Source organism: Streptomyces sp. ICBB 8177, assembly GCF_003144095.1.
Taxonomy (GTDB): Bacteria; Actinomycetota; Actinomycetes; order Streptomycetales; family Streptomycetaceae; genus Streptantibioticus_D.
In genome coordinates this window covers 321,247-345,040 of record NZ_NSKH01000024.1, presented here as the reverse complement: position 1 = coordinate 345,040, position 23,794 = coordinate 321,247, and the positions used below count along the sequence as shown (strand labels likewise).

At 73.0% G+C, this 23,794-nt stretch carries 21 protein-coding genes and 1 tRNA gene; 17 read left to right on the top strand and 5 right to left on the bottom strand.

Annotated features, from left to right (window positions below):
• Positions 1 to 14: 14 nt before the first annotated feature.
• Entirely contained in the window at positions 15 to 992 is a 978-nt protein-coding gene (locus CK485_RS27840; RefSeq protein ID WP_241968650.1) for an HNH endonuclease signature motif containing protein, read from the bottom strand.
• Positions 993 to 1,246: 254 nt separating this feature from the next.
• On the opposite strand from CK485_RS27840, the gene CK485_RS27835 reads away from it, so the two are divergent.
• The 6 genes from CK485_RS27835 to CK485_RS27810 all read left to right on the top strand — a co-directional run bounded on the left by CK485_RS27835 (position 1,247) and on the right by CK485_RS27810 (position 6,225).
• Complete coding sequence (locus tag CK485_RS27835; RefSeq protein WP_109454803.1) at positions 1,247 to 1,951, top strand: DNA cytosine methyltransferase; 705 nt, start codon at positions 1,247 to 1,249, stop codon at positions 1,949 to 1,951.
• The gene (locus CK485_RS27830; RefSeq protein WP_109454678.1) at positions 1,948 to 2,841 is read left to right on the top strand and encodes a bifunctional DNA primase/polymerase; all 894 of its coding nucleotides are present in this window, start codon (positions 1,948 to 1,950) and stop codon (positions 2,839 to 2,841) included. Before CK485_RS27835 ends, CK485_RS27830 begins: the two co-directional genes overlap by 4 nt.
• Positions 2,838 to 3,239, top strand: coding sequence for a hypothetical protein (locus CK485_RS29935; RefSeq protein WP_241968649.1), 402 nt, complete (start codon positions 2,838 to 2,840; stop codon positions 3,237 to 3,239). The genes CK485_RS27830 and CK485_RS29935 overlap by 4 nt, the downstream gene beginning before the upstream one ends.
• Positions 3,202 to 4,431, top strand: coding sequence for a DUF3631 domain-containing protein (locus CK485_RS27820; protein ID WP_109454677.1), 1,230 nt, complete (start codon positions 3,202 to 3,204; stop codon positions 4,429 to 4,431). The genes CK485_RS29935 and CK485_RS27820 overlap by 38 nt, the downstream gene beginning before the upstream one ends.
• A 164-nt stretch (positions 4,432 to 4,595) precedes the next feature.
• Positions 4,596 to 4,769 (top strand): helix-turn-helix domain-containing protein, encoded by a 174-nt coding sequence (locus CK485_RS27815; protein ID WP_109454801.1) that lies wholly within the window; start codon positions 4,596 to 4,598, stop codon positions 4,767 to 4,769.
• 64 nt (positions 4,770 to 4,833) lie between these two features.
• Positions 4,834 to 6,225, top strand: a complete 1,392-nt coding sequence (locus tag CK485_RS27810; protein WP_109454676.1) for a site-specific integrase — start codon at positions 4,834 to 4,836, stop codon at positions 6,223 to 6,225.
• 135 nt (positions 6,226 to 6,360) lie between these two features.
• Here CK485_RS27810 and CK485_RS27805 read toward each other — a convergent pair.
• Both CK485_RS27805 and CK485_RS27800 read right to left on the bottom strand, forming a co-directional pair.
• Positions 6,361 to 6,447 (bottom strand) — tRNA-Ser (locus CK485_RS27805).
• A 58-nt stretch (positions 6,448 to 6,505) separates the two neighbouring features.
• The gene (locus CK485_RS27800; RefSeq protein ID WP_109454675.1) at positions 6,506 to 7,990 is read right to left on the bottom strand and encodes a trypsin-like peptidase domain-containing protein; all 1,485 of its coding nucleotides are present in this window, start codon (positions 7,988 to 7,990) and stop codon (positions 6,506 to 6,508) included.
• Between the two features lie 254 nt (positions 7,991 to 8,244).
• On the opposite strand from CK485_RS27800, the gene CK485_RS27795 reads away from it, so the two are divergent.
• The 3 genes from CK485_RS27795 (at position 8,245) to CK485_RS27785 (ending at position 11,217) form a co-directional block, all read left to right on the top strand.
• Entirely contained in the window at positions 8,245 to 9,138 is an 894-nt protein-coding gene (locus tag CK485_RS27795; RefSeq protein WP_109454674.1) for a glycerophosphodiester phosphodiesterase, read from the top strand.
• A gap of 404 nt (positions 9,139 to 9,542) precedes the next feature.
• A complete protein-coding gene (locus CK485_RS27790; protein ID WP_199239549.1) occupies positions 9,543 to 10,145 on the top strand; it encodes an ATP-binding protein in 603 nt (200 codons plus the stop codon).
• A gap of 91 nt (positions 10,146 to 10,236) precedes the next feature.
• A complete protein-coding gene (locus CK485_RS27785; protein ID WP_109454673.1) occupies positions 10,237 to 11,217 on the top strand; it encodes a DUF5926 family protein in 981 nt (326 codons plus the stop codon).
• 668 nt (positions 11,218 to 11,885) lie between these two features.
• Here the strand turns inward: CK485_RS27785 and CK485_RS27780 are convergent.
• Positions 11,886 to 12,656 carry a bifunctional DNA primase/polymerase gene (locus CK485_RS27780; RefSeq protein ID WP_109454672.1) on the bottom strand — a complete coding sequence of 257 codons (771 nt, stop codon included), beginning with the start codon at positions 12,654 to 12,656 and terminating at the stop codon, positions 11,886 to 11,888.
• 784 nt (positions 12,657 to 13,440) lie between these two features.
• On the opposite strand from CK485_RS27780, the gene CK485_RS27775 reads away from it, so the two are divergent.
• Entirely contained in the window at positions 13,441 to 14,988 is a 1,548-nt protein-coding gene (locus CK485_RS27775; protein WP_109454671.1) for a PP2C family protein-serine/threonine phosphatase, read from the top strand.
• Between the two features lie 157 nt (positions 14,989 to 15,145).
• On the top strand, positions 15,146 to 16,609 hold the full coding sequence (locus CK485_RS27770) for an aminopeptidase P family protein (protein ID WP_199239548.1): 1,464 nt from the start codon (positions 15,146 to 15,148) through the stop codon (positions 16,607 to 16,609).
• Positions 16,610 to 16,678: 69 nt separating this feature from the next.
• Here CK485_RS27770 and CK485_RS27765 read toward each other — a convergent pair whose 3' ends face one another.
• Positions 16,679 to 17,125, bottom strand: coding sequence for an ATP-binding protein (locus CK485_RS27765; protein WP_109454670.1), 447 nt, complete (start codon positions 17,123 to 17,125; stop codon positions 16,679 to 16,681).
• A gap of 206 nt (positions 17,126 to 17,331) precedes the next feature.
• Here CK485_RS27765 and CK485_RS27760 point away from each other — a divergent pair, with 206 nt between their 5' ends.
• From CK485_RS27760 to efeB, 6 genes are all read left to right on the top strand, one after another.
• Positions 17,332 to 18,165, top strand: coding sequence for a hypothetical protein (locus CK485_RS27760; RefSeq protein WP_241968648.1), 834 nt, complete (start codon positions 17,332 to 17,334; stop codon positions 18,163 to 18,165).
• Positions 18,166 to 18,305: 140 nt separating this feature from the next.
• Positions 18,306 to 19,052 (top strand): YcnI family protein, encoded by a 747-nt coding sequence (locus tag CK485_RS27755; RefSeq protein WP_109454668.1) that lies wholly within the window; start codon positions 18,306 to 18,308, stop codon positions 19,050 to 19,052.
• A gap of 151 nt (positions 19,053 to 19,203) precedes the next feature.
• Positions 19,204 to 19,956 (top strand): SCO family protein, encoded by a 753-nt coding sequence (locus CK485_RS27750; protein WP_109454667.1) that lies wholly within the window; start codon positions 19,204 to 19,206, stop codon positions 19,954 to 19,956.
• Positions 19,953 to 20,462, top strand: a complete 510-nt coding sequence (locus tag CK485_RS27745) for a copper chaperone PCu(A)C (RefSeq protein WP_109454666.1) — start codon at positions 19,953 to 19,955, stop codon at positions 20,460 to 20,462. The genes CK485_RS27750 and CK485_RS27745 overlap by 4 nt, the downstream gene beginning before the upstream one ends.
• Before the next feature lie 4 nt (positions 20,463 to 20,466).
• Positions 20,467 to 22,455: a copper resistance protein CopC gene (locus CK485_RS27740; protein ID WP_109454665.1), complete on the top strand. Its 1,989-nt coding sequence runs from the start codon at positions 20,467 to 20,469 to the stop codon at positions 22,453 to 22,455.
• Positions 22,455 to 23,747, top strand: coding sequence for an iron uptake transporter deferrochelatase/peroxidase subunit (gene efeB / locus CK485_RS27735; RefSeq protein WP_109454664.1), 1,293 nt, complete (start codon positions 22,455 to 22,457; stop codon positions 23,745 to 23,747). The genes CK485_RS27740 and efeB overlap by 1 nt, the downstream gene beginning before the upstream one ends.
• Positions 23,748 to 23,794 lie beyond the last annotated feature (47 nt).

The following is a 23,794-nucleotide window of genomic DNA, read 5'->3' as shown; positions in this document are numbered from 1 at the left end:
GGCGGGTGTCCGGGTTAGGCGAGCGCGGTCTGCGTGGGGATGGTCTGCTGGGGGATGCCGGTGGGCGGCGTGTTCGGGCGGTGCATGTCCCAGTGCTTGGCCAGCCAGGCGACGTGATGGCTGGTGATGGTCACGCTGAGCGGGGCACCATGGAGCTTGGCGTAGTCCGGGTATGCCTTGAGCCTGTCGGCCAGGTGGAGCGTCTTGTCCTGCGGGTTGACGGCGATCAGGCCCAGGTCGAACAGCCGGTGCAGGTCGCTGCGTAGAAGCAGTCCGCCGCCCTTGTGGTGCTTGCCGTTGCCCGCGTAGCTGTACAGGTGGGCGGCGTCCAACGCCTCCGCCGGCGCCGATCCGGTGAACGCGCACACCTCGCCGAACTCGCTCAACAGCCCCTTGCGGAAAGCCGGCTGACCCTTGCGCACTCGGATCGTGGCGGTGCCGTGCCCGCCGGCGATGACCTTCTGTGTGGTGTCGATGATCCGCAACGGCAGCGGGGCCCCGCCGTGCGTCAACGCGTGGCGGAAGTCGTCCCACCGCAGCTCCCGCAGTGAGTTCTGCGAGGCGGGCTTCACACACAACGCCCGCAGCTGGGCGGCGGTCAGCGCACCACGTGCCGCGATCCACCCCGCCTCGTGCCGGCTGCGGTAGGTGACCACCTTCTTGTGCTTCCAGCCGGCCTCGTCGGCCTCGTGCTTGCACGCCTGGTTCCAGCACACGAACCGCGGCAACTTCTGCTTGCGCTCGGCCACGTCCGCCTTGCCACACGCCAGGCAGTACGGGGTCTCCTTCTCCCCCTCGCCTACCTCGATCTGTTCGATCACAGACAACCCCAGCAGCGTGGTGGCGTCCCACAACGCGATCACGTCACCAACCTGGAGTGCCCCGTGATTGGGCACGGTGTCGTCCCAGCTGTAGTGCGTCTCCGGGTTGTCGTCGTAGCCCTCGCTGATCCGCTTACTCCCGGCCTTCGCCAGCACCAACCACGCCGCCATGAGTCCTCCCAACAGGCACGACGAAGCCACACGCCGGGATTCTCCCGGGCGCCCTAGATCAACGTATCGGGCACCACTGACAACACCCACACGAATAACCTTCGCCCCGGCCGCCGTACGCGCGGCCGGCACCCATTACCAGGCGCCTCACCACCCGGTACGGATCCGGCGATGGCGCTAACGGCCGGGCAGGCCGCCCCTCTCCACAAGCGACGGCCCGCCCTTCTCCACCCAACCTGATGGAGGTCTTCAGCATGACCCATCCCATCCCGATCCCGCGACCACGCGCCGATCGGCCACGCGTCCTGGACCTGTTCTGTCACCGAGGCGGTATGGCCATGGGCTACCACCTCGCCGGGTTCGACGTCGTCGGCGTCGATGTCGATGCCGAGTGCTCCACCGAGTACCCGTTCACCTTCGTCCACGCGGACGCGATCGATTACCTGCACGCCCACGGCGGCGAGTTCGACCTGATCCACGCCTCACCGCCCTGCCAGCTCTACACGCCGCTGAACGCCTACAACCACAAGGCCTATCCGGACCTCATCGCCCCCACCCGACAGGCCATGCGAGCCATCGGCCGTCCGTACGTCATCGAGAACGTGGAAGCCGCGCGCCCCGAATTGCTCGACCCGGTGATGCTGTGCGGGCCGATGTTCGGCCTCCGGATGTACCGGCACCGGCTGTTCGAGACCTCGTTCCCGCTCTCCGCGCCAGTCCACCCCGAGCACAGGGCCCTGTGCACCCGCAACGGCTACCTCCCCACCGAGGCGAAGCCGTTCATGACCATCACCGGCGGCCGCCACTCCCGCGCATGGCAACGCGCCGCCGCACACGCCATGGGCACCCCCTGGATCACCACCATCAAGGGCGTCTGCGAGGCCATCCCACCCGGCTACGCCCACTGGATCGGCCAACAAGCGCTCGCCCGCCTCGACACCAAGGCGGTCGCAGCGTGAATGCTCTTCTCAACGCCGCCCTGACCGCCGCCGAACGCGGCTGGCCCGTCATCCCCCTCCGCCCTGGCGGGAAGGCCCCCGCCCTGCACGGCGCGCGCCGCTGTCCCGGAACCGGTGACTGCGCGGGCGGGCACCGTACGTTCGAGCAGCGCGCCACCCTCGACCCCGAGCGCATCCAACGCTGCTGGACGGCGGGCCCGTTCAACGTCGGCATCGCCACCGGCCCCGCCGGGCTGGTCGTGGTGGATCTCGACACGCTCAAGCCCAACGACGAGAAGGGCACGCCTGACGGCGTGGCGAACTTCCTGGCGCTCTGCGAGCGCGCCGGACAGCCCGTGCCCACCACCCGCACGATCCGGACCGCGAGCGGCGGACGCCACCTGTACTTCACCACCCCACCCGGCACCCGGCTGCACAACACCGCCGGCACCCTCGCCCCGAAGGTCGACACCCGCGCGTGGGGCGGACAGGTCGCCGCGCCCGGCAGCATCACGCCCACCGGCCCGTACACGGTCCTGGACGACGACCAGCCGGTCGCCGAACTCCCCGCCTGGCTCCACACCGCCCTCACCACTCCGCAGCAGCCTGCCGTGCTGCCGCTCCGGCCTGCCCCCGCGCGGGACGCCGGGCGCCTGGCGAACGTGGTCCTCGACCGCGAGGCCGCCACCGTGGCCGCGACCACCGAGGGTGGGCGGAACGCCGAACTCCTGCGTGCTGTGAGGGCGTTGGGTCGCTTCGTGGCGTGGGGAGACCTCGACCGCGCCACCGTCGAGGAGGCTTTTCAGGCGGCGGGCGAGTCGGCCGGACTGCCGGCGTCCGAGTGCCGCGCCACCATCCGAAGCGCCCTCGACTGGTCCCTGCGCACCGCACGTCCGAGGCGGACCGCATGACCGCCCCCCGCCTGAAAAGCATCACCGCCACCCCGGACCAGCCGCGCCCCGCCGAACTGGCCGGGGTCCGGGCGGGCGTGGGCGGGCCGAAGGTCGTCGCCCGTCAGGGCGTCCGCTCTGCACTTCGCCCTGACCCGCGCCAAGTCACCATCGTTCGGGCCCCGGTGGCGTGGCTGCACGTGATCGCCCCGCGCTACCGCACCGACCAGCCCACGGCCCACTCCTGGTGCGCCTGCGGCCGGGACGAAACCGCGGTCGGTGTCCGCCAGGTCCAAGCCCTCATCGCCGCCCACGCCGACCACCGCACCGCCTGCCCGCTGCGCACTGCCAGCACGACCAGCACCGAAGGGAGGCCCGACTGTGAGCACCACGCCCGAGGACGGCGCCGCGCTGCTTGACGAGATCGAGGCGTTCCACCGCCGCTTCAACGTCTTTCCTGGCCCGGCCGCGTACGTCGCCGTGGCGCTGTGGGACGCGCACGCCCACATGCTCGACGCTTTCGACTCCACCCCGCGCCTGGCCTTCCTCTCCCCGGAGCCCGGGTCCGGCAAGTCGCGGGCGCTGGAGATCGTGGAAACGCTCGTGCCGCAGCCGATGGTGGCGGTCAACGCCTCCCCGGCCGCGCTCTTTCGCGCGGTATCCGGCATGGACGGACGCCCGACCATCCTGTTTGACGAGATCGACACCGTATTCGGCCCGAAGGCGGGGGAGAACGAGGAACTGCGCGGGTTCCTCAACGCCGGGCACCGCCGCTCCGGTGTCACGTACCGGTGCGTCGGCGACGGGAGTTCTCAGAGCGTGCAGGCGTTTCCCTCGTACTGCGCGGTCGCCATGGCCGGACTCGGCTCGCTGCCCGACACGATCCTGACCCGCTCGGTCATCGTCCGCATGCGCCGCCGGGCGCCGAACGAGAGCGTGGAGCCCTACCGGCAGCGCGTCCACGAGAAGGAAGGCCACGCCCTGCGCGACCGCCTCGGCCGCTGGGCCGAGACTGCCCGCGCGACCGTGGAAGGCACTTGGCCGACCATGCCCGAGGGCGTGACCGACCGGCCCGCCGACGTGTGGGAACCCCTGCTCGCCATCGCCGATGCCGCAGGTGGAACCTGGCCTCAGCGCGCCCGCGCCGCCTGCGTCGAACTGGTCGCCGCCGCGACCGTGGACGACGAAGCCTCCCTCGGTATCCGCCTGTTGACCGACCTGCGTGACCTGGTGTTCTGCGGAGCCGAACGCATTCCCACCGTCGTCGTCCTCGAAGTCCTCAACGGTATGGACGACGCGCCCTGGTGCGACTTCAACGGCAAGCCCCTCACCCCCAGGGCCCTGTCGAAGATGCTCAGCAGCTACGTCACCGAGGCGGGCAAGCCCATCAAGCCCCGCGGCATCCGGACCACCTCCGGGTTCCCCAAGGGCTACTACGCCGAAGACCTCGCCGACGCCTGGGCCCGTTACTGCCCCCCACCCCCTCAGAAATCCGCCACGTCCGCCACGTCCGCCACACCGCAGGTCAGCGGGGGTGAATCCGTGGCGGAAAGCCCCTCCGAGATCCGCCACGCCCCCGAGGGAACCGCCACCACCGGCCCCGCCGCGTAGCGGCACCAATCCGCCACACGCCACGTATCCGCCACGCGATCACACCCTCTGACCTGCGGTGTGGCGGCGTGGCGGACGTGGCGGATTCTCCAGAGCGCCCGAAAGCCCGCCAGCGCCGACGATCCGACGAAGGAGTACCGGTGCCCGCCGCCCGCCAGCCCAAGATGCTCCGCCTCCCCGAAGTCCTCGCCGAACTCGACATGTCCCGCGCCGCGTTCTACCGCCTCCGCGCCCGCGGCAAGGCGCCCCGCATGGTCAAGCTCCCCAACGGCCAGATCCGGTTCCGCCAGGCGGACTTGGACCTGTGGCTCGCCGCCTGTGAGCAGACCGCTGTCTGACCGCCCGATCGTCGCGGGGCCCGGAGCGATCCGGGCCCCGCTTCTTCGCCCGGAGAACACCACCGTGCTCACCCTCGACGTGAAGATTCACGCCCTCCGGCACCGGCCGGAACGCCCCTCTCCCTACATGGTCCGCTGGAAAGTCGGGCCCCAGTCGCACAGCAAGAGCTACGCCACGAAGACCCAAGCTGACGGCCGCCGCGCCCAGTTGCTGTCCGCGCGACAGCGCGGCGAACTCTTCGACGTGGAAACCGGCTTGCCGAAGTCGGAAATGGACGCCCAGACCCAGAAACCCCAACCGACGTGGTTCGAGCACGCCAAGGTTTACGCCGAGATGAAGTGGCGGGTGGCCGCTTCCGCCAAAGGCCGCGCCACGCGGGCCGACGCCCTGGCGTCCGTCACGGCCGCACTGGTGAAGGACACGAAGGGCACGCCCCCGCCCACGATCCTCCGGCGCGCACTGAGCGGCTACGCGTTCAACTTTTCCGAGCACCGCCCGCCCGCGTCCGCGGACTTGTCTGCCGCTCTGGCCTGGCTGGAGGCCAAGGCGCTGCCCGTGTCGGAATTGGAGGACGACCCCGAACTCCTCAGACTGGCGCTCACGGCCATGAGCACGCGGCTCAACGGCAAGCCGACCGCGCCCAGCACGGTCACGAATCGCCGCACCGTCTTCAACAATGCCTTGCGGTACGCCGTTTCGCGCAAGCTGCTGACGGAGAACCCGCTGCCATCGGTCGACTGGTCGCCGCCGCCCACCGACGACGAAATCGACTGGCGCTACGTCCCGAATCCTCGCCAGGCGACCGCGCTCATCGACGCCGCTGCAACGGTCGGGCCCCGCGGTGAGCACCTACAGGCGTTCTACGGGTGCATCTACCACGCCGTCACTCGCCCGGCCGAGGCGATGAACCTCAAGGACGCCGACTGCACTCTGCCGGAGATCGGTTGGGGCACCGTGCTGTTGTCCGGCAGTTCCTCCCGCGTGGGCGCGGCCTGGACGGACGACGGGAAGTCGTACGAGGAACGCGCGCTCAAGAAGCGGGCGCGGTCCTCAGTGCGCGAGGTGCCGATTCCCCCGGTGCTGGTGCGGATGCTGCGCGCGCACATCGCCCGGTACGGCGTCGGCCCGGACGGGCGGCTGTTCCGAGCGGCCGAGGGCGGGATCGTGCTCAGCAACGAGTACACGGGCGTGTGGAAGGAGGTCCGGAAGGCTGCGTTGACCAAGAAGCAGCTCGCCACGCCGTTCGCCGGAGTGCCGTACTGCCTGCGCAAGGCGGGGATCTCGTTCTGGCTTGCCTGCGGGATGGACCCGACCGAGGCGGCCCGGCGCGCCGGCCACAGCGTGGCAGTGCTCTACAAGTTCTACGCGAAGGTGCTCGACGGTCGCCGCGAGCACGCGAACGCCCTGATCGACCAGGCCATGAGCGCCGCTGAGCAGGAGGGCGAAGGGGCCTGATCCTGGTCCACGTCTGGTCCACACGGGCTGGTCGACGCCGGGATATGGGCGGTACGAGCTGAGACAACGAACAGGTGGGCGGGGGTCCCGGATTGCTCCGGGACCCCCGCCCACCTGGCAAAACGTCTACCTGCGCGGAGGGTGTGGGATTTGAACCCACGGTGGCGTTGCCGCCACGACAGTTTTCAAGACTGTTCCCTTAGGCCGCTCGGGCAACCCTCCCCGTCCGGGGCGCGGGGCGCCGCCGGGACGGGGAACAGCCTAGCCGGTTCGGGCGGGGTCAGTCGCTGTCGCCCTTGCGCTCGCCGAGGGTGACCGTGGTCGTGCTGGTCTTGCCGCCGCGCTCGTACGTGACCTGGACCTGGTCGCCGGGGCGGTGCTGCCAGATCGCGCCGATCAGGGTCGGGCCGCTGTCGATGAGCGTGTCACCGAACTTCGTGATGACGTCGCCCGGCTTCAGGCCCGCCTTGTCCGCCGGGCCGCCCGCGGTGACCGCGGAGCCGCCGTTCGCACCGCTGGTGGAGATCTGCGCGCCCTGGCCGTCGTAGTTCATGTTCACCGACATGCCCATGATCGCGTACACCGGCGTGCCGGTCTTGATCAGCGTGTCGGCCACGTAACGGGCCTCGTCGATCGGGATGGCGAAGCCCAGGCCGATGCTGCCGGACTGGGCCGTCGTGCCGCCGCCGAACGGGTCGCCGCCGCCGCTGTTGGTCGACTGGATCGCGGAGTTGATGCCGATCACGTCGCCGCTGGCGTCCAGCAGCGGGCCGCCGGAGTTGCCCGGGTTGATCGACGCGTCCGTCTGCAACGCGCTCATGTACGACGAGGGCGACCCCTGGCCGTCGCTGGAGGCGACGGGGCGGTTCTTGGCGCTGACGATGCCCGTGGTGACCGTGCCGGACAGGCCGAAGGGCGCGCCGATCGCGATCGTGGCGTCGCCCACCGCGACCTTGTTGGAGTCGCCGAGCGGCAGCGGCGTCAGCTTTGCGCCGGCCGCGTTCTTCAGCTTGATCACCGCGACGTCGTAGCCCTGGGCACGCCCGACGACCTCGGCGTTGTACGTCTTGCCGTCGGAGAACGTGACGGTGAGCTTGCCGCCGTCCGCCGCCGGGGCGACCACGTGGTTGTTGGTGAGGATGTGGCCCTGGGTGTCGTAGACGAACCCGGTGCCCGTGCCGCTCTCCTGGCTGCCGCTGGCGTTGATCGTGACGACGCTGGGCAGCGCGCGGTTCGCTATTCCGGCGACCGACGTGGGCGCGCGGTTCAGGTCCTTGGGGTTGGCGCTGGCCGACACCGTCGTGTCGCCGCTGCGGTTCGCCGCCCAGTAGCCGATGCCGCCGCCGACGCCGCCCGCGACCAGCGCGGCCACGATGACCGCGGCCACCAGCCCCGCCGCGCCGCGCCGGGGCTTCGGCTCGGGCGAGGGGCTGAGCGCGTAGGCGCCGTACGGGGCCTGGGGGCCCTGCGGACCGCCGTCGTAGGGGCCCGCCGGGGCGACGCCGGGGGCAGGGGGCGCGGAGAAGGCGGACGGCCGCACGGGCGGCGTCTGCGCCGTCGGCGCCCCGGCCGGGTCCTGCGGGGCGCCCGCGTACGGACCGCCCTCGGGGGTGCCGGCGGCGGGGGGTGCCGGCTGCCCGGCGGGGACGGTGGGCATCTGAGCGGTCTCGCGAGGCTGCTCCGAGACGCCCGGCTCGCCCTCCGCGGGACGGGACGTGCCGTCCTGACCGGAGGCCGGGAGGCCGCCCTCGTTCTCGGTGCTCACAGCTGTGTCTCCTCGAAGATGCGCGATCGGTCGGTGAGTTGGGACGGCCCGGGTCGGTGCGCGGGGCACACCGGCCCGGGGGGAAAGACAACCGTGGACAGCTTTTCCCACGGGGTGTCGGACCACCGTAAGCAGGGCGCGCGCCCTCGGCCCGGTCCGTTTAGGTCAGGCAGTTCGGGCATACCGGCCGTTACGGGCAAGTCGCGCGTGATCGGCCTCCGCCCGGGACCGTCCGGCGGTGGCACCATAGCCCGGTGAGCTATGCGTACGCAGCCGGGGAGGCCCTGCCCGCCGCCGCCATTCAGGTCGTCGCGCACCGCGGCGCGTCCCAGGAGGAGCCGGAACACACCCTGGCCGCCTACCGCAAGGCGATCGAGGACGGCGCCGACGCGCTGGAGTGCGACGTGCGGCTGACCGCGGACGGCCACCTGGTGTGCGTGCACGACCGCCGCGTCAACCGCACGTCCAACGGCCGCGGCGCGGTCTCCGCGCTGGAGCTGTCCGAACTCGCCGCCCTGGACTTCGGTTCCTGGAAGGGAGGCCCGGACGCGCCGGACGGAGTGCCGGGCGGCCTGACGGACGACGACGCCGCCGAATCGCCCGACTGGGAACGCTGGACACCCGATCCGGCGGAACGCAGCTCCGTCCTGACCCTGGAACGCCTGCTGGAACTCGTCGTCGACTCCGGCCGCCGGGTCGACCTCGCCGTCGAGACCAAGCACCCGACGCGCTGGGCCGGGCAGGTGGAGGAACGCCTGCTGGAGACGTTGCGGCGCTTCGGCCTCGACCGCCCGGGCGGCGGCCCCGGGGACCGGCCCGAGGTGCGGGTGATGAGCTTCTCGCCGCGCTCCCTGCGCCGCGTCCGCATGGCGGCGCCCACGCTGCCGACCGTCTACCTGATGAGTTACGTACTGCCGCGTTACCGGGACGGGCGGCTTCCGGTCGGTGTCGGCATCGCCGGTCTCGGCGTCCGTGTACTGCGCGCCAGCCCCGGCTACGTGGCACGACTGCGCAGGGCCGGGCACCGGGTGCACGTGTGGACCGTGGACGAGCCGCGTGACGTGGAGTTGTGCGTACGGCTCGGCGTCGACGCGATCATCACCAACCGCCCGAAGCAGGTGTTGGCCCAACTCGGCCGCACGGTCTGAGTCGGCCGTCTTCCGCCTGCTGTCTTCCGTCTGCCGCCTGTTGGCCGCCATTCGTGCCACGGCATTTCTGCCGTCTGCCATCTGCCCTCTGTCACCCGGGACTCGCCGCCGCCGGCTGCCGGCCGCTTCCCGCGCCGGCCTCGCCGCCCGCCGTCCGCCGTCTGCCGTCCGCCGCCCGCGGCCTCGGCCTTGCCTTCCGCCGATTCCGCTTTCCCTCCCCGTGGCCACTCCTTTTCCCTCCGCTTCCCTCCGCGGGAGCACTTCGGTTCCCTCCGCAGGAGCACTCCGGCGCGTTCGGCCGTGTCCGCCCCGTGAAAGTGCGCCAACGGAATGTGAATGGCCTGTTTCCGGTCGAGTTCCCCGGGGCATCCAATTCGTGGCGTGGGGTGAAGGAGGTAGCGGGGGTGGCGTTCGTGGTAGCCGAAGAGGTGCCGACGTCCTCGACCATGGCTCTGCCCCATGGTCCGGTGGGCGTGGGGCACGCGCGACGACGACTGCGCGAGGAGCTGTGCCGTCGTGGCGCGCCGGACACGGTCGTGGACGACGCGGTTCTGATCATTTCCGAACTGCTCAGCAACGCGTGCCGGCACGGCAGACCGATCGACGACGGCGATCGGGAGCCGGGGATACGGGCCGCGTGGCGGTTCGACGGCGACGGCCTGCTCACCCTGGAGGTGACCGACGGCGGCGGTCCGACCCGCCCCCTGCCGTCCTCTCCCTCGCTGACCGCGCGCGGCGGCCGCGGTCTCGGCATCGTCGGCACCCTCTCGCTGGACTGGGGCGTCAAGGACGAACCGGGTGAGGTGACGGTCTGGGCGGTGCTTCCGGTGCGCGGGCGGCACGCGCGGCGCGAAGGCGTCGCCCCGCGCGGGGTGTCGTCGTTGCTGGGCGCGGTCCCGGCGGAGGCGCCGCTGAAGGCGGACGGCTTCACCGACGCGGAACTGTTCGGCACGGCGGTCGGCGACACGCTGCCGCGCTTCGGCGGGTTCCTCGACGACCTGGGCTGAGACGGCCACCGGACCGCGTCTGCGTCGGCCGGGCCCCGCGGAGCACTAGGCTCACGCCGACACGTAACGCTCACGCGGGAGACACCCAGTCATGGCCAAGAAGCGCACCCACACCAAGGACCGCAGTCCGGCAGCACAGCGCGGTGACGGCCGGATTCCGGTCGTCGGGGCGCGTGAGCCCTGCCCCTGCGGTTCCGGCCGCCGCTACAAGGCCTGCCACGGCCGCGAGGCCGCGCAGGCCGTCACCGAGCTGGTCCGCCGCCCCTTCGAGGGGCTGCCGGGGGAGTGCGACTGGGTGGCGCTGCGCGAGCTGGTCCCGGCCGCCACGGCCGAGCTGACGCTGAAGGAGCCGCTGCCCGAGGGCGTGCCGTCGGTGACGCTGGCGACCGTGCTGCCGATGGCGTGGCCCGCGCTGCGCCGCGACACCGGCGAGGTGCTGCTCGGGTTGCAGAACGACACCGCCTCCGGCGACCTCAGCCGCGACCTCGGCGGCACGCTGCGCCGCGCGCTGACCGCCGAACCCGGCCACCCCGTGGAGGCCGGCCGGCCCGATCCCGCCTCGCCCCGGCTGCAGGACCTGCTGGACACCTCCGTGCCGTTCACGCCGCAGGTGCACACCGGGTTCGAGTTCTGGATCGGCGGCCCGGAGGAGGCCGCGAACGCGACCGGCGAGGTGGCCGCCTCCCTGGAGCGGGCGAACGAGGCCGCGCTGCCGACCGTACGGCTGACCGGGGTTGACGCCGCGTACTGGTGCGCGACGCCGGAGAAGAACCACCTGCGCTGGGTCATGCCGCACCCCGAGGAACAGCTGCTCGACGCGCTGGCGCGGCTGCACGCGGCCGGTGCGTCCTCGCTGGGCGACGACACCCGGCTGGTCGGGTCGTTCCGGGCGCACGGCCTGATGGTGCCGGTGTGGGACCTGCCGGTGAGCACCCGCGCGGACGAGATCGAGAAGCCCGCCGCCGCCTTCCAGGAACGGCTCGGCGAGGCGCTGGCCTCGTCCGCCGCGCTGACCGCAGGGGAGCGGCGGGCCCGCAGCGGTCTGGCGAACCGGCAGATCACCCTGAGCTGACCGGCGGGCGCGTCACGCCCACCACGACGTGATTCCCGTCACAGGGCGTCAATTTCCCCGTCGAATACGGTCTTTGGGACCGTCGACGAATTTGCGAACGGCCCATCTCTTGTTACCGTTGATTGGAGCCCGGTCGCTGGTGCATCCCCCGTCGCCAGCGACTGGGCCTTTCCATGTCCGGGCGCGTTGGACCGTACCAGGGGTCGCGCCGGTTCCGGAACCCGGGTTCACCGCATCCGCACAGGCCGTCCCCCCGGTGGGCGCGCGGTGAGCGTGCGGTGCCTCGCGGCTGTGCGTGGCGGCGCCGAGCGGGAGCATCGCGGCCAGTGCCACGACGCTCGCGAGGGCGGTCATGCGCAGATGCGGCGCCTGTTCCACGGGGACCACCTGCCCGACCTCGGGGGGAGCTTGGTGATCAGAACATAACCGGAAGGCCCCGCCGTTCTGCCGATCATCACGCCGCCGCCCCGCGCCGCACCCACTCTCGCACTCGTACGAGTGAATCACCGAGGGAAGGTTTGCGACGCGGCGCGCACAGAAGCGCAGGGTGACGCGCACCGAGGGCAGGGTGACGCGCACGCGGGCGCCAAGTGACGTGCGCGCGCCGAAGCGTGGAGTGGCGCGCGCCGAAGCGCGGGGGGCGCGCGGTGGCGCGCGCACCGAAGCGCTCAGTACGCGAGGCGGTTCTCGTCCGGCTCCCGAGTGCCCGCCGCCACCAGGCTGTCCACGATGACCTCGATCCTCGGCAGCCATGGCGCCGATCCGCCGGGGCCGGGCTGCGGGGCGCGCTCCCAGCCGACGCCGCCGGAGGCGATCCGCGACGGCGGCAGCACCAGGTAGCCGCCGCGTCCGTGGTACCGCAGCGAGGACGGCACCCACTCGTGCCGGGCGAGCAACTCGCCCAACTGCTCGAACTCGTAAGGCGCGACGAGCAGCGCGCAGCGGGTGGGCGTGGCGACGACCGGGCCGAGCCGCACCCCCATGCGTTCCAGGGTGCGCAGCGCGCGGACGCCGGCGGTGGCGGGCAGGCTGACCGCCGAGACCGGCCCACCGGTGGCGAGCAGTACGGGCGCGTCAGGCCGCCGGGTCCACCACCACTCGACCATCCGGGCGTCGGTGGTGGCCGCCAGCAGCCCCGGGTCGTGCGGGTGGGCGCCGGGAACAGCGCAGTCCGGGTGCGGGCAGGCGCAGACCCGCGCGGGCGGGCCGTCGCCGGGCGCGTGCGGCGTGCCGTCCTCGCCGGGCGGATAGGCGGCCGTGCGCTCGCGCTCCGCGCCGCGCGCGCCGAGCGCCTCCGCGCGCCGGTCGAGCCCCACCCCCGGCAGCACCGGCCACCGCCACCGCGTGGCGCACAGCAGCGCCGCCTCCCATGGCTGCGTCCCCTTCTGCCGCCTGGACCCCATGAACCACCTGCGTCGCCTTCCGAGGATCTCGCGCATCAGCGCTCGTTCCTTTCCGTGAACGCTTGGATCTGCCCGTTACCGCTAACCAGTACCGCGACCAACCAGTACCGCGACTCCCCCATGAGGGCAGCACACCGCCGTGCAAGGCAGCGCATCACGCCGTGGCCCGAGCGTGGAACGTGGCGGGGGGTGGCGCTCACATGGCTCTTGACTCTCAGTGGCGCTGGATCGTCCATGGTTCCGCAGGTGTAGCGGGCCCCGCCTCGCCGCCAGTGAACCGGCCGTCTTCGTGTAGGACGCGCGGGCCGGGCAACGGGTTCCTGCCACTTGGCGCCGCTTCGGTTCCGCGACGCGAGCCCGTCCCGGACCGGCTCGGATTCCCGCCGGTACGGCCGGGAGGGCCGACCGGGGTGCCGGAAAACAGACCGGACCGGTCGGGTGGCCTCGCTGCCTGTCCCACCTCGTACGTACCCGCCGACGCGGATATGACGCGCTGTCGAATGCCCTCAGTCGACCGCGAATTGACGTCTGAGGAGGCTGTTTTCGGTCATCGTACGCCGGTTGGCGCCCGGTTCGCCGCCGGGGCGCGTGGTGTGCGAGACACCCCTGTGGCTACCTGCGCAATCCTGGACATGTCCTCTTCCATGCGTGTACAAGGGAGGTATTGATAGCGGCGCAGCATGACATGGGGGTTTGCGATGCTATTGACAGAAAAGGGCAGTTCGCCGACGACCCCGATCGGTGCTTTGAAATGCCGCCAAAACAGGAGAAATCCGGGCATCTCGCTTGGTGTGCGGATTCGCCCGGGAAGCCCCCGCTCATGACCGCGGCCCGCCTTCCGAAAGTGGCCGGAATCGATCAGGCCATTAGCGATGTCGCAGACACTGACGCGCGTGCGAAGGCGCAGCGGCCCGATCACGAAGCCGGTTCCCCGGCCGACACCGTCCCCGCACCGCCTCCCTCCGCCGCGACGGCCAGCGGAACCGTCCTGGTCACCCGCACCGTGCCGGCCCCGGGCGGCAGCGCCCAGGCGCCCGACGACTTCGCGGAGATCGTCCGGCCGTTCGAGCAACTCGCCGTCATCCAGGACCGGCTGGCGGCCTGGGTCTCCGACCTCACCACCCTGCACGAACTGACCGAACGCCTCACCGCCACCACCACTCTCGACGCCGCGCTGCACGAACTGCTGCGCACCGGCGCGGGTCTGGTGGGCGCCCGCCGCGGCCTCGTCGTGCTCCACCCCTCCGACGGACTCGGCCCGCGCACCTCGCTCGGTTTCGGCCTGCTCCGTTCCGACCTCGGCACGATCGAGACCGTGCCGTCCGACTCCGCCGTCCACGGACACCTGCTGGACAGCGCGGCCGACGACGCCCGCGACGAGATGATCCACCCCGACCTCGCCGACGAGCACGGGCTCGACGCGCGCCACCGCGAGGTCGCCGCCCAGCTCGGGTTCGCCGCCAGCTACGGACTGCGGCTGGCCACCGCCTCCGCACGTCTCGGCGCCGTCGTCTGGCTCTACGACGAGCCCGCCCGCCCCACCGACCGCCAACGCCACCTCGTGGGCCTGTACGTGCGGTACGCGGCCGAGCACATCGCCCGCCAGCTCGACCTGGCCCGGGCCCACTCCACTGTCGCCGTCCTGCGCGAGGAACTGCTGCCCAGCAGGCTGCCCCGGGTGCCCGGTGTGCGGATGGCGGTGCGGCACCGCACGTCCGCGCACGGCGGCGGCGACTGGTACGACGCGCTGCCGCTTCCCGAGGCCGCGCTCGGGCTGTCGGTCGGCAGCGTGACCGGCTCGGGGCCGAGCGCGATCGCCGCGATGGGCCGACTGCGCGCCTCGCTGCGGGCGTACGCGGTGATGGAGGGCGAGGACCCGGTCGCCGTGCTGTCCGACCTCGAACTGCTGCTGCGCGTCACGGAACCGGCCCGCAGCGCCACCGCGCTGTTCGCCTACGTCGAACCGGCCGGGCGCAAGCTGCTGCTGGCCGGAGCCGGGCACTGCCCCCCGCTGGTGGTCGGCGCGCGCCGGGCGGAGTACGTGGAGACCACGCTGTCCGCGCCGCTGGGCATGCTCAGTTGCTGGGAGGCGCCCAGCGTCGAGTTCACCGCCGCCCGCGGCGAGACCGTCCTCCTCTACACCGACGGGCTGCTGCACCGCACCGGCGAACCGGTCGACCGGGCCTTCGCGATGTTGCACGCCGCCGCGGCCAACGCCCCGCGCTCCGCGCTGGAGGACCCCGAACTCCTCGTCGACCACGTGCTGCGGGCCTGCCTGCCGCCGCGCGACGACGCGGACGCCCGCGACCCACTGGGCGGCGCCACGGCCGGGGACGACGTGGTGCTGCTGGCGGCCCGGTTCGACTGAGTCCGCCCGCGCGGGTCCGGCCCCCCGCCCGCCGCTCCCACCCCGCATCCGCGTCCTGCCTGACGGGAAGCGGTTTCCGGAGAGTTGTCCACAGGCCCGGCAGGGGTCTTCTCGTACGCGCTTACGATGGGAGCGTCTAGTGCGAGGAGGCATTGACGTGGCCGAGGACCGAGCCCAGGAGACTCCGGAGACCCCGGAGGGCGACGAGCCCATCAAGCAGCGCAAGAACGGCCTGTACCCGGCCGTCTCCGACGAGCTGGCGGCTTCGATGAAGTCGGGCTGGGCGGACACCGAGCAGCGCGACCTGGAGCCGATCGCCCAGGCGCCGCACACCGCGCGCCGGCGCGCCGCGTTGTCCGCGCGGTTCCCGGGCGAGCGGCTGGTGATCCCGGCGGGCAACCTGCGGACCCGGTCCAACGACACCGAGTACCCGTTCCGCGCCTCGTCCGAGTACGTGCACCTGACCGGCGACCAGACCCACGACGCCGTGCTGGTGCTGGAGCCGACCGCGACCGGCCACGAGGCGACCGCCTACCTGCTGCCGCGTTCCGACCGGGAGAACGGCGAGTTCTGGCTGGACGGCCAGGGCGAGCTGTGGGTCGGCCGCCGCCACAGCCTGGCCGAGGGCGCGCAGCTGCTCGGCATCCCCTGCGAGGACGTGCGCACCCTCCCGGAGCGGCTCGCCGCCGCCACCGGTCCGGTGCGCGTCGTGCGCGGCCAGGACGCCGGCATCGAGGCCGCCCTCACGGACAAGGTCACCGCCGAGCGCGACGAGGAGTTCAAGGCCTTCCTGAGCGAACTGCGCCTGGTCAAGGACGAGTGGGAGATCGGCGAACTCCAGAACGCCGTGGACTCCACCGTCCGCGGCTTCGAGGACGTGGTGAAGGTCCTGGACCGTGCCGAGGCCACCTCCGAGCGCTACATAGAGGGCACCTTCTTCCTGCGCGCCCGCGTCGAGGGCAACGACGTCGGCTACGGCAGCATCTGCGCCGCCGGCCCGCACGCCACCACGCTGCACTGGGTGCGCAACGACGGCCCGGTGCGCTCCGGTGAACTGCTCCTGCTGGACGCGGGCGTGGAGACCACCACCCTCTACACCGCCGACGTCACCCGCACCCTGCCGGTCTCCGGTACGTACACCGACCTCCAGCGCAGGATCTACGACGCGGTGTACGAGGCGCAGGAGGCCGGTATCGCCGCCGTGCGCCCCGGCGCGAAGTACCGCGACTTCCACGACGCCGCCCAGCGCGTGCTCGCCACCCGTCTGGTCGAGTGGGGCCTGGTCGAGGGCCCGGTCGAGCGCGTCCTGGAACTCGGCCTCCAGCGCCGCTGGACCCTGCACGGCACCGGCCACATGCTCGGCCTCGACGTCCACGACTGCGCCCAGGCGCGCACCGAGTCGTACGTGGACGGCACCCTGGAGCCCGGCATGGTCCTCACCGTCGAGCCGGGGCTGTACTTCCAGGCCGACGACCTGACCGTCCCGGCCGAGTACCGCGGCATCGGCGTGCGGATCGAGGACGACATCCTGGTCACCGAGGACGGCAACCGCAATCTGTCCGCCGCCCTGCCCCGCCGCTCCGCCGACGTCGAGGCCTGGATGCGCGACCTGCGCGCCTGAGCCCGCACCGCCTCCGGGCCGGACCGCCACCTCCGCCTTCGGGCGTCGGGCGGTCCGGCCCGCCGCGCGTCAGGACGCCTTCAGCAGCGCCCCGTCGCGCCACTTGAGGACCTTGTCGAAGCTCACGACCGCCCCGCGCCCCGGCCGGTTCTGGAACTGCACGTGGTCCACGAGCGCCTCGATGAGGAACATCCCGCGGCCGTGCTCGGCCTGCTGGGGCCTGCTGGGCAGCGCCCGCACCGGACGCCGCTCCAGGCCGGGGGTGAACCCGGGGCCGGAGTCGGTCACCTCGATGCGGCAGCGGTCGCCCTCGATGTGCGCGGTGACGCGGTAGTCGCCGCCGCTCGTCCCCGCGTGCTCCACGGCGTTGGCACACGCCTCGGACAGGGCGACGCACAGGTCGTAGGAGATGTCGGGGTCGACGCCCGCGGTCTCCATGGTGCCCAGCAGCAGTCGGCGGGCGAGCGGCACGCTCGCGGCCTCGCGCCGCAAGTGCAGAGACCACCAGATGCTCATGCTCCAGCCTCCCGACCCAGGCTCGACATACGGTTACGTATTGCCGCGAAGGCCACCCGGTAAGCGTGGTGTTGACGGGATGCCGCTCATTCGGCGGATGCGTGGGCCCGGCGTACGGGAGTAAAGGGACACCGCACGCGCACCCGCGCGAGCCGGGCACCCTGCCGTAAGGGGGACCGGAGGCGGGTGGGATGATGACGCCCGCCATGTCTGCCCCCTCGCGCGCCGCCGCCGATCTGCGACTGATGAGGGCCGCGGTGTTCGCCGCGGTCTGCGTCACGCTGTCCGCGGCCGGGCACGCGATGGCCTCCGGCGGGCCGATACCGCTGTGGACCCTGCTCGCCGGCTGGGCCGCGGTGTTCGCCGTGGCCGCCTCGCTGGCCGGACGGGAACGCTCGCTGCCCGGGATCGCGGCGCTGCTGCTCGTCGGCGAGCTGGCGTTGCACATGCTCTTCAGCGCCGGCCAGTGGTGCGCCGCGAGCGCCTCGAACGCGGGCGGCGCGGGCGGGGGCCAGTCGCAGCGGGTGATGGCGCTGGCCGTGCGGTTGGTCTGCCACGCGCAGGGGCTGCGGCTCACGCCCGGTGACGCGGCCCGGCTGCTGCGGCAGGCGGGGATCGACCCGGCGTCGGCGCCCGCGCTCCCCTCGCCCCCGGCCATGCCCGGTATGCCGTGGATGTCGGTGGCGTCCGGAGGTTCGGGCGCGCACTTCGCGTGCGGGATGTGGACGCCGTCGATGCTGCTGGGCCACCTGGCCGCCGCCGTCATAGCCGGCTGGGTGCTGCGGCGCGGTGAGGCCGCGCTGTGGCGCCTGGTGCGGCTGGCCGCCTCCGGTGCCGCCGGGGCGCGGGCCGCGCTGCCCCGGCTGCGCGACGCGTTCGCCGCCGCGGCCGCGCTGGCCGTGCTGCTCGCGTGCCTGTTCGCGGAACGCCGGGCCACGCGCGCCCGCGCCACCGGGGACGCCCCCCGCCGCGCGCGCTCCGCGGGGCTCCAGCACACGGTGATCCGGCGCGGACCGCCCGCCGTGGCCCTCGCGGCCTGAGCGCAGCCGCCCGCGGACCCGTACTCCACCCGATCGGTGCGAGTGACGACGTACGTCCTGGGGACCGGCCGCCGCACTCGCCGCGCGCCCTCGTGCCATCCAGGAAACCCGTCACCCACGACCCGTGGAGTCCGTTCCCCATGAGCATTCCGCGCACCCGCGCGTTCAAGCGCCTGTCCGCCGTCGCCGCGGCCACCGGCGCCACCGTCCTGCTGGTCGCCGCGCCCGCGTTCGCCCACGTGACCGTCTCGCCGACGACCGCGCCCAAGGGCAGCTACAGCACCGTGGCGTTCAAGGTCCCGAACGAGGAGGACAACGCCGACACCACCAAGCTCCAGGTGTTCTTCCCCGCCGACGAGCCGCTGGCCTCGGTGGAGGTCCAGCCGGTGCCGGGCTGGACGGCCACGGTCACCAAGACCAAGCTGGCCAAGCCGATCACCACCGACGACGGTCAGGTCACCGAGGCGGTGTCGTCGATCACCTGGAGCGGTGGCGCGATCAAGCCGGGCGAGTTCCAGCAGTTCCCGGTCGCCCTCGGGCCGCTGCCGACGAACACCGGCAAGCTCACCTTCAAGGCGTTGCAGACCTACGGCACCGACCAGGTCGTGCGCTGGATCGACCGCCCGCAGGCGGGCCAGGCGGAACCGGCGCACCCGGCGCCGACGCTGACCCTGACCGCCGCGCAGTCCGACGCGGCCGCCACCGCACCGGCCGCGCAGAGCAGCGCCGCCAAGCAGGACTCGGGGTCCGGCGGCAGCGACGACACCGCCCGCGCGCTGGCCGTCGTGGGCATCGTGCTGGGCGCGGCGGGCGTCGGGTACGGGGTCCTCGCCGGACGCCGGCGCGGCGGCGCGGGCCCGGACTCCGGCGCCGGTACCACCGCCTGACGCCGCCGAGGGTCAGGCGGGCCGGTAGCGCCGCCTGACCCTCCGTCGGCCGATCCGGTCCGCGCGAGCGCCTCGCCTCCCGCGGGGACACCCGCCGTGCGACGCTCACGCGGACCGGCCTCCCGAAGCCTCCCACCTGGGGAAACATCTGATGCTCTCTTCTCGCTCCGTCTCCCGCGGGACCCGCTCCACCTCCCGTGAAGTTCGCTCCCTCGCCATCCGCCCCCTCTCCCGCAGGGCCCGCTCCACCGCCCGCGCGCCGCGGCTGGCCGCCGGTGCCGCGCTGGTGGCCGCCGCCGCGCTCACGCTGACCGCGTGCGGTGGTTCGAACGACGCCGGCCAGCCGGTGGCCCAGGTCTCGGCGTCCGCCACCTCGGCGGCCGTCAGCCTCGACCAGCCCTTCGCCAAGCCGAACCTGACGCTGACCGACTCCGACGGCACGTCGTACGACTTCGCCAAGCAGACCGCGGGCAAGCCGACCCTGCTCTACTTCGGCTACACCCACTGCCCCGACGTCTGCCCGACCACGATGTCCGACATCGCCGAGGCCAAGCGAAGCCTGCCCAAGGCCGAGCAGGCCCAGGTCCAGGTGGTCTTCGTCAGCACCGACCCGACCCGCGACACCCCGCAGCGCCTGAAGGCGTGGCTCGGCGCGCAGGACCCGAGCTTCATCGGGCTGACCGGCGACTTCACCACCGTCCAGGCCGCCGCCCGCAGGCTGGGCGTGGCGGTCGAGAAGCCGGTCAGGCAGAAGGACGGCAGCTACGCCGTCACGCACGGCGCGGAGGTCTTCGCCTTCTCCCCCAAGGACGACAAGGCGCACTTCCTCTACACCTCCGGCGTCAGCGTCAGCGACTACGAGCAGGGCCTCAAGGCGCTGGTGAAGGGCGGTGTGCCGTCGTGAAGCAGCAGCCCGAGCACCGGCCGGGACAGCGCCCCCGCCGCCGCACGAGGCCCGCGCTCGCCACCGCCGTCGCCGGCAGTGCCGTCTGCGCCCTCGCGCTGAGCGCCTGCGGCGGCCCCGCGAGCGCCGACGCCGTGCCCAAGCTCGCCGTCAGCGGGGGCTACGTTCCCCAGCCGCCGATGGCGGACATGGCGGCCGGCTACTTCACGGTGACCAACACCGGCGGCGCCGACGACGCGCTCACCTCCGTGACCAGCGACGCGGCCTCCAGCGTCACCCTGATGCGGACCACCTCCGCCGACGAGATGCAGGGCGTGACGTCCCTGCCGATACCGGCGAAGGGCAGGCTCACCCTGAGCACCGGCGGCAACCACCTGATGCTGATGGGCCTCAAGCACAAGCCGACCGCGGGTCAGTCCGTCACCTTCGAGCTGCACTTCGCCAAGTCCGCCCCGATGGCCGTGCGTGTTCCCGTGGAGCCCGCGACGTACCGGCCGAAGGGCTGAGCCGATGGCCGCCAACGGGTTCACCGGTATCCGGGCGTGGGCGCCGCTGCGGCGCCTGCTGCTGGTGGCGGGCGCCCTGGCCGCGCTGGTGCTGGGCGCCGCGGTGCCCGCCTCCGCGCACGCCGCGCTGCTGAGATCCGACCCGGCCGAGGGTTCGGTGGTCAGGACCGCCCCGGCGAGCATCACTCTGGGCTTCTCCGAGGGCGTCCTGCTGTCCGACGACTCGCTGATCGTCTACGACCCGTCCGGCAAGCAGGTGCAGCGCGGCACCGCGCACCACGCGGGCAGCGCGCCCGACACGGCGACCGTGGCCCTGCGCTCCGGGCTGCGCGACGGCACGTACACCGTGGCGTGGAAGGCGGTCTCGGCGGACACCCATCCCGTCGGCGGCGCCTGGACGTTCTCCATCGGCGCGCCGTCGAAGACCTCGGCGATCCCCGAGGAACAGCGGGCGGGCGGCGGCCCGGCCGGCGCGCTGTACGGGATCGCGCGCTACGTGGCGTACGCGGGCTTCGCCCTGCTGGTCGGCGCCTGCGCGTTCCTGACGCTGTGCTGGCCGCGCGGCGCCGGGCTGCGGGCCATGCAGCGGCTGGCGGTCGGCGGCTGGGCGGCGCTCGCGGTGGCCACGATCGCGTTGCTACTGCTGCGCGCCCCCTACGTCAACGGCGGCGGGCTCGGCGGGATCTTCGACCTGGGCGCGCTGCGCTCGTCGGTGGAGACCAAGGAGGGCGCCGCGCTGGTCGTCCGGCTGCTCCTGCTGGCCGCGGCTGCGGTGTTCCTGGCGGTGCTCTTCGGGCCGTACGCGCGCCGCCAGGACCCGCGGGAGCGGCGTGACCTGGCCTTCGGGCTCGGCGCGGGCGGCGCGGTGGTCGCGGTCGGGATCGCGGCCACCTGGTCGGCGGTCGAGCACGCCTCGGTGGGCATCCAGCCCGCGCTGGCCATGCCGCTGGACGTCGCCCATCTGATCGCGATGGCCTTCTGGGTGGGCGGCCTCGTCACGTTGAGCGTGGCGCTGTACCGCGCGGGGGCCGGGGGCGCCGTGGTCGACAGGGCCGCGGTCCGGCGCTTCTCCCGGATCGCCTTCGGGTGCGTGTGCGTGCTGGTGGCGACGGGCGTCTACCAGTCCTGGCGGCAGGTCGGCTCCTGGCACGCGCTGTTCGGCACGTCGTACGGGCACTGGCTGATCATCAAGGTGTCGCTGGTCGCGGTCATGGTCGCGGCGGCGGGCTTCTCGCGGCGGTGGACCGGACGGCTGGCGGCGCGCGCGCAGACGGAGGCGGCGGAGGCGTACGAGCCGTCGGCGTCGTCCGCGAAGTCGTCGTCCGCGAGGCCCTCGAAGCCGAAGGCCGCGAAGCCGAAGGCCGCGAAGGCGCTCGCGGGCGCCGCCGGGCCCGCGACCCCCGCCGCCGATCCCGTGCGGGCCGCCCAACTCGCGCGCCAGAACGCCGCGGTGGCCTCGGCCGCGGCCCGTAGGCGGCGCGACGCCGACCCGGCCCGCGCCGGCCTGCGCCGTTCCGTCCTGCTGGAGGCGTCCGTCGCCGTGGCCGTGCTCGCCGTCAGCACCGTGCTGAGCGGCAGCCAGCCCGGCCGGGCGATCGAGGAGCAGGCCGCGGCCGCCGGTGGCGCGAGCCGGGCCGTGCCGTCCAACGGCGGCCAGGTCTTCGCCCAGCTCCCCTTCGACACCGGCGGCGTGAAGGGCAAGGGCGACGTGGGCGTGCACATCGAACCGGCCCGCACCGGCAGCAACGAACTCCACCTCACCGTCACCGACCCGGTCGGCAATCCGGAGAACGTGCCCGAGGTGGACCTCGCCCTGACCCTGACCTCGCGCGGCATCGGGCCGCTGCCGGTCAAGCTCCGGCAGACCGGCACCGGCGCGTGGACCGCGGTGGGGCTCCAGCTGCCGATGCCCGGCCAGTGGCAGCTCGCCGTGACCGTACGCACCTCGGCCATCGACGAGGTCACCGTGACCAGGAATGTGGCGATCGACTGATGAAGAGCGCGAAGAGCGAGAAGAACGAGAAGAAGCAGCAGCGGTCACCCCGGACCGGCGGGGACAGGCCGGGCATCTCGCGCAGGCGGCTGCTGGGCACCGCCGGTGCGACGGGGGCGGCCGGTCTGGTGGTCGGCGGTGCGGGCGGCGCCTTCGGCGGCTACGCGGCGCGGGCCGACGACGGCGCGGCACTGACCTCGGTCGGCGCGAGCGCGGTCCCGTTCCACGGGACCCATCAGGCCGGGATCGTCGACCCCGCGCAGGCGTTCGGCCACCTCGCCGCGTTCGACCTGGTCGCCGGGGCGGGCCGCAAGGAGGCGGTCGCGCTGATGCGGCGCTGGTCGCGGGCGGCGGAGGCGATGACGGCGGGCCGCACGCCGGACGACGACGACCAGGTCGCGCTGGACGCCGGGCCCTGCTCCCTGACGGTGACCTTCGGATTCGGGCGGTCCTTCTTCGGCAAGGCGGGACTGGCCGACCGGGTGCCTTCGGCGCTGGTGACGATGCCGTCGTTCACGCAGGACGCCATCGACCGGGCGAACAGCGACGGCGACCTGTGGATCCAGATCGGCGCCGACGACGGGCTGGTCGCCTTCCACGCGCTGCGCGTCCTGCAACGGCAGGCGGCCCCGGCGGCCAGGCTGCGCTGGCAGATGAACGGCTTCAACCGCACCCCGGGCGCCACCGCGAAACCGAAGACGGTGCGCAACCTGATGGGGCAGATCGACGGCACCAACAACCCCAAGCCCACCGACAAGACCTTCGCCGCGCAGGTCTTCGTGCCCGGGTCGAAGGGCGCCGACGCGTGGATGAACGGCGGCTCCTACGCGGTGGTGCGGCGGATCCGGATGCTGCTGGACTCCTGGGACCAGCTGCCCACGCAGCGGCAGGAGGAGGTCATCGGCCGGCGCAAGGCGTCGGGCGCCCCGCTGTCGGGCGGGACCGAGACCACGCCGGTCGACCTGGACAAGATCAACCCGGACGGTTCGCTGGCGGTCCCCGGCGACGCGCACATCCGGGTGGCGGCGGCGCAGTCCAACGGGGGCGCCGCGATGCTGCGGCGCGGCTTCTCGTACCACGACGGCTACGACGCGGACGGGACGCCGGACGCGGGGCTGCTGTTCATCGCCTGGCAGGCGGATCCGTCGAACGGCTTCATCAAGGTGCAGTCGAAACTGGACGGCGGCGACGGCCTGTCCCGCTTCATCCGCCACGAGTCCAGCGCGCTGTTCGCGGTCCCGGGGGGCCCGTCCTCCGGCGAGTACGTGGGCCAGCGGTTGCTGGAGTCCTGACCGGCCCGACCGCGTGCGCGGGTACCGGGAGGGGGCGGGCGGGGGCG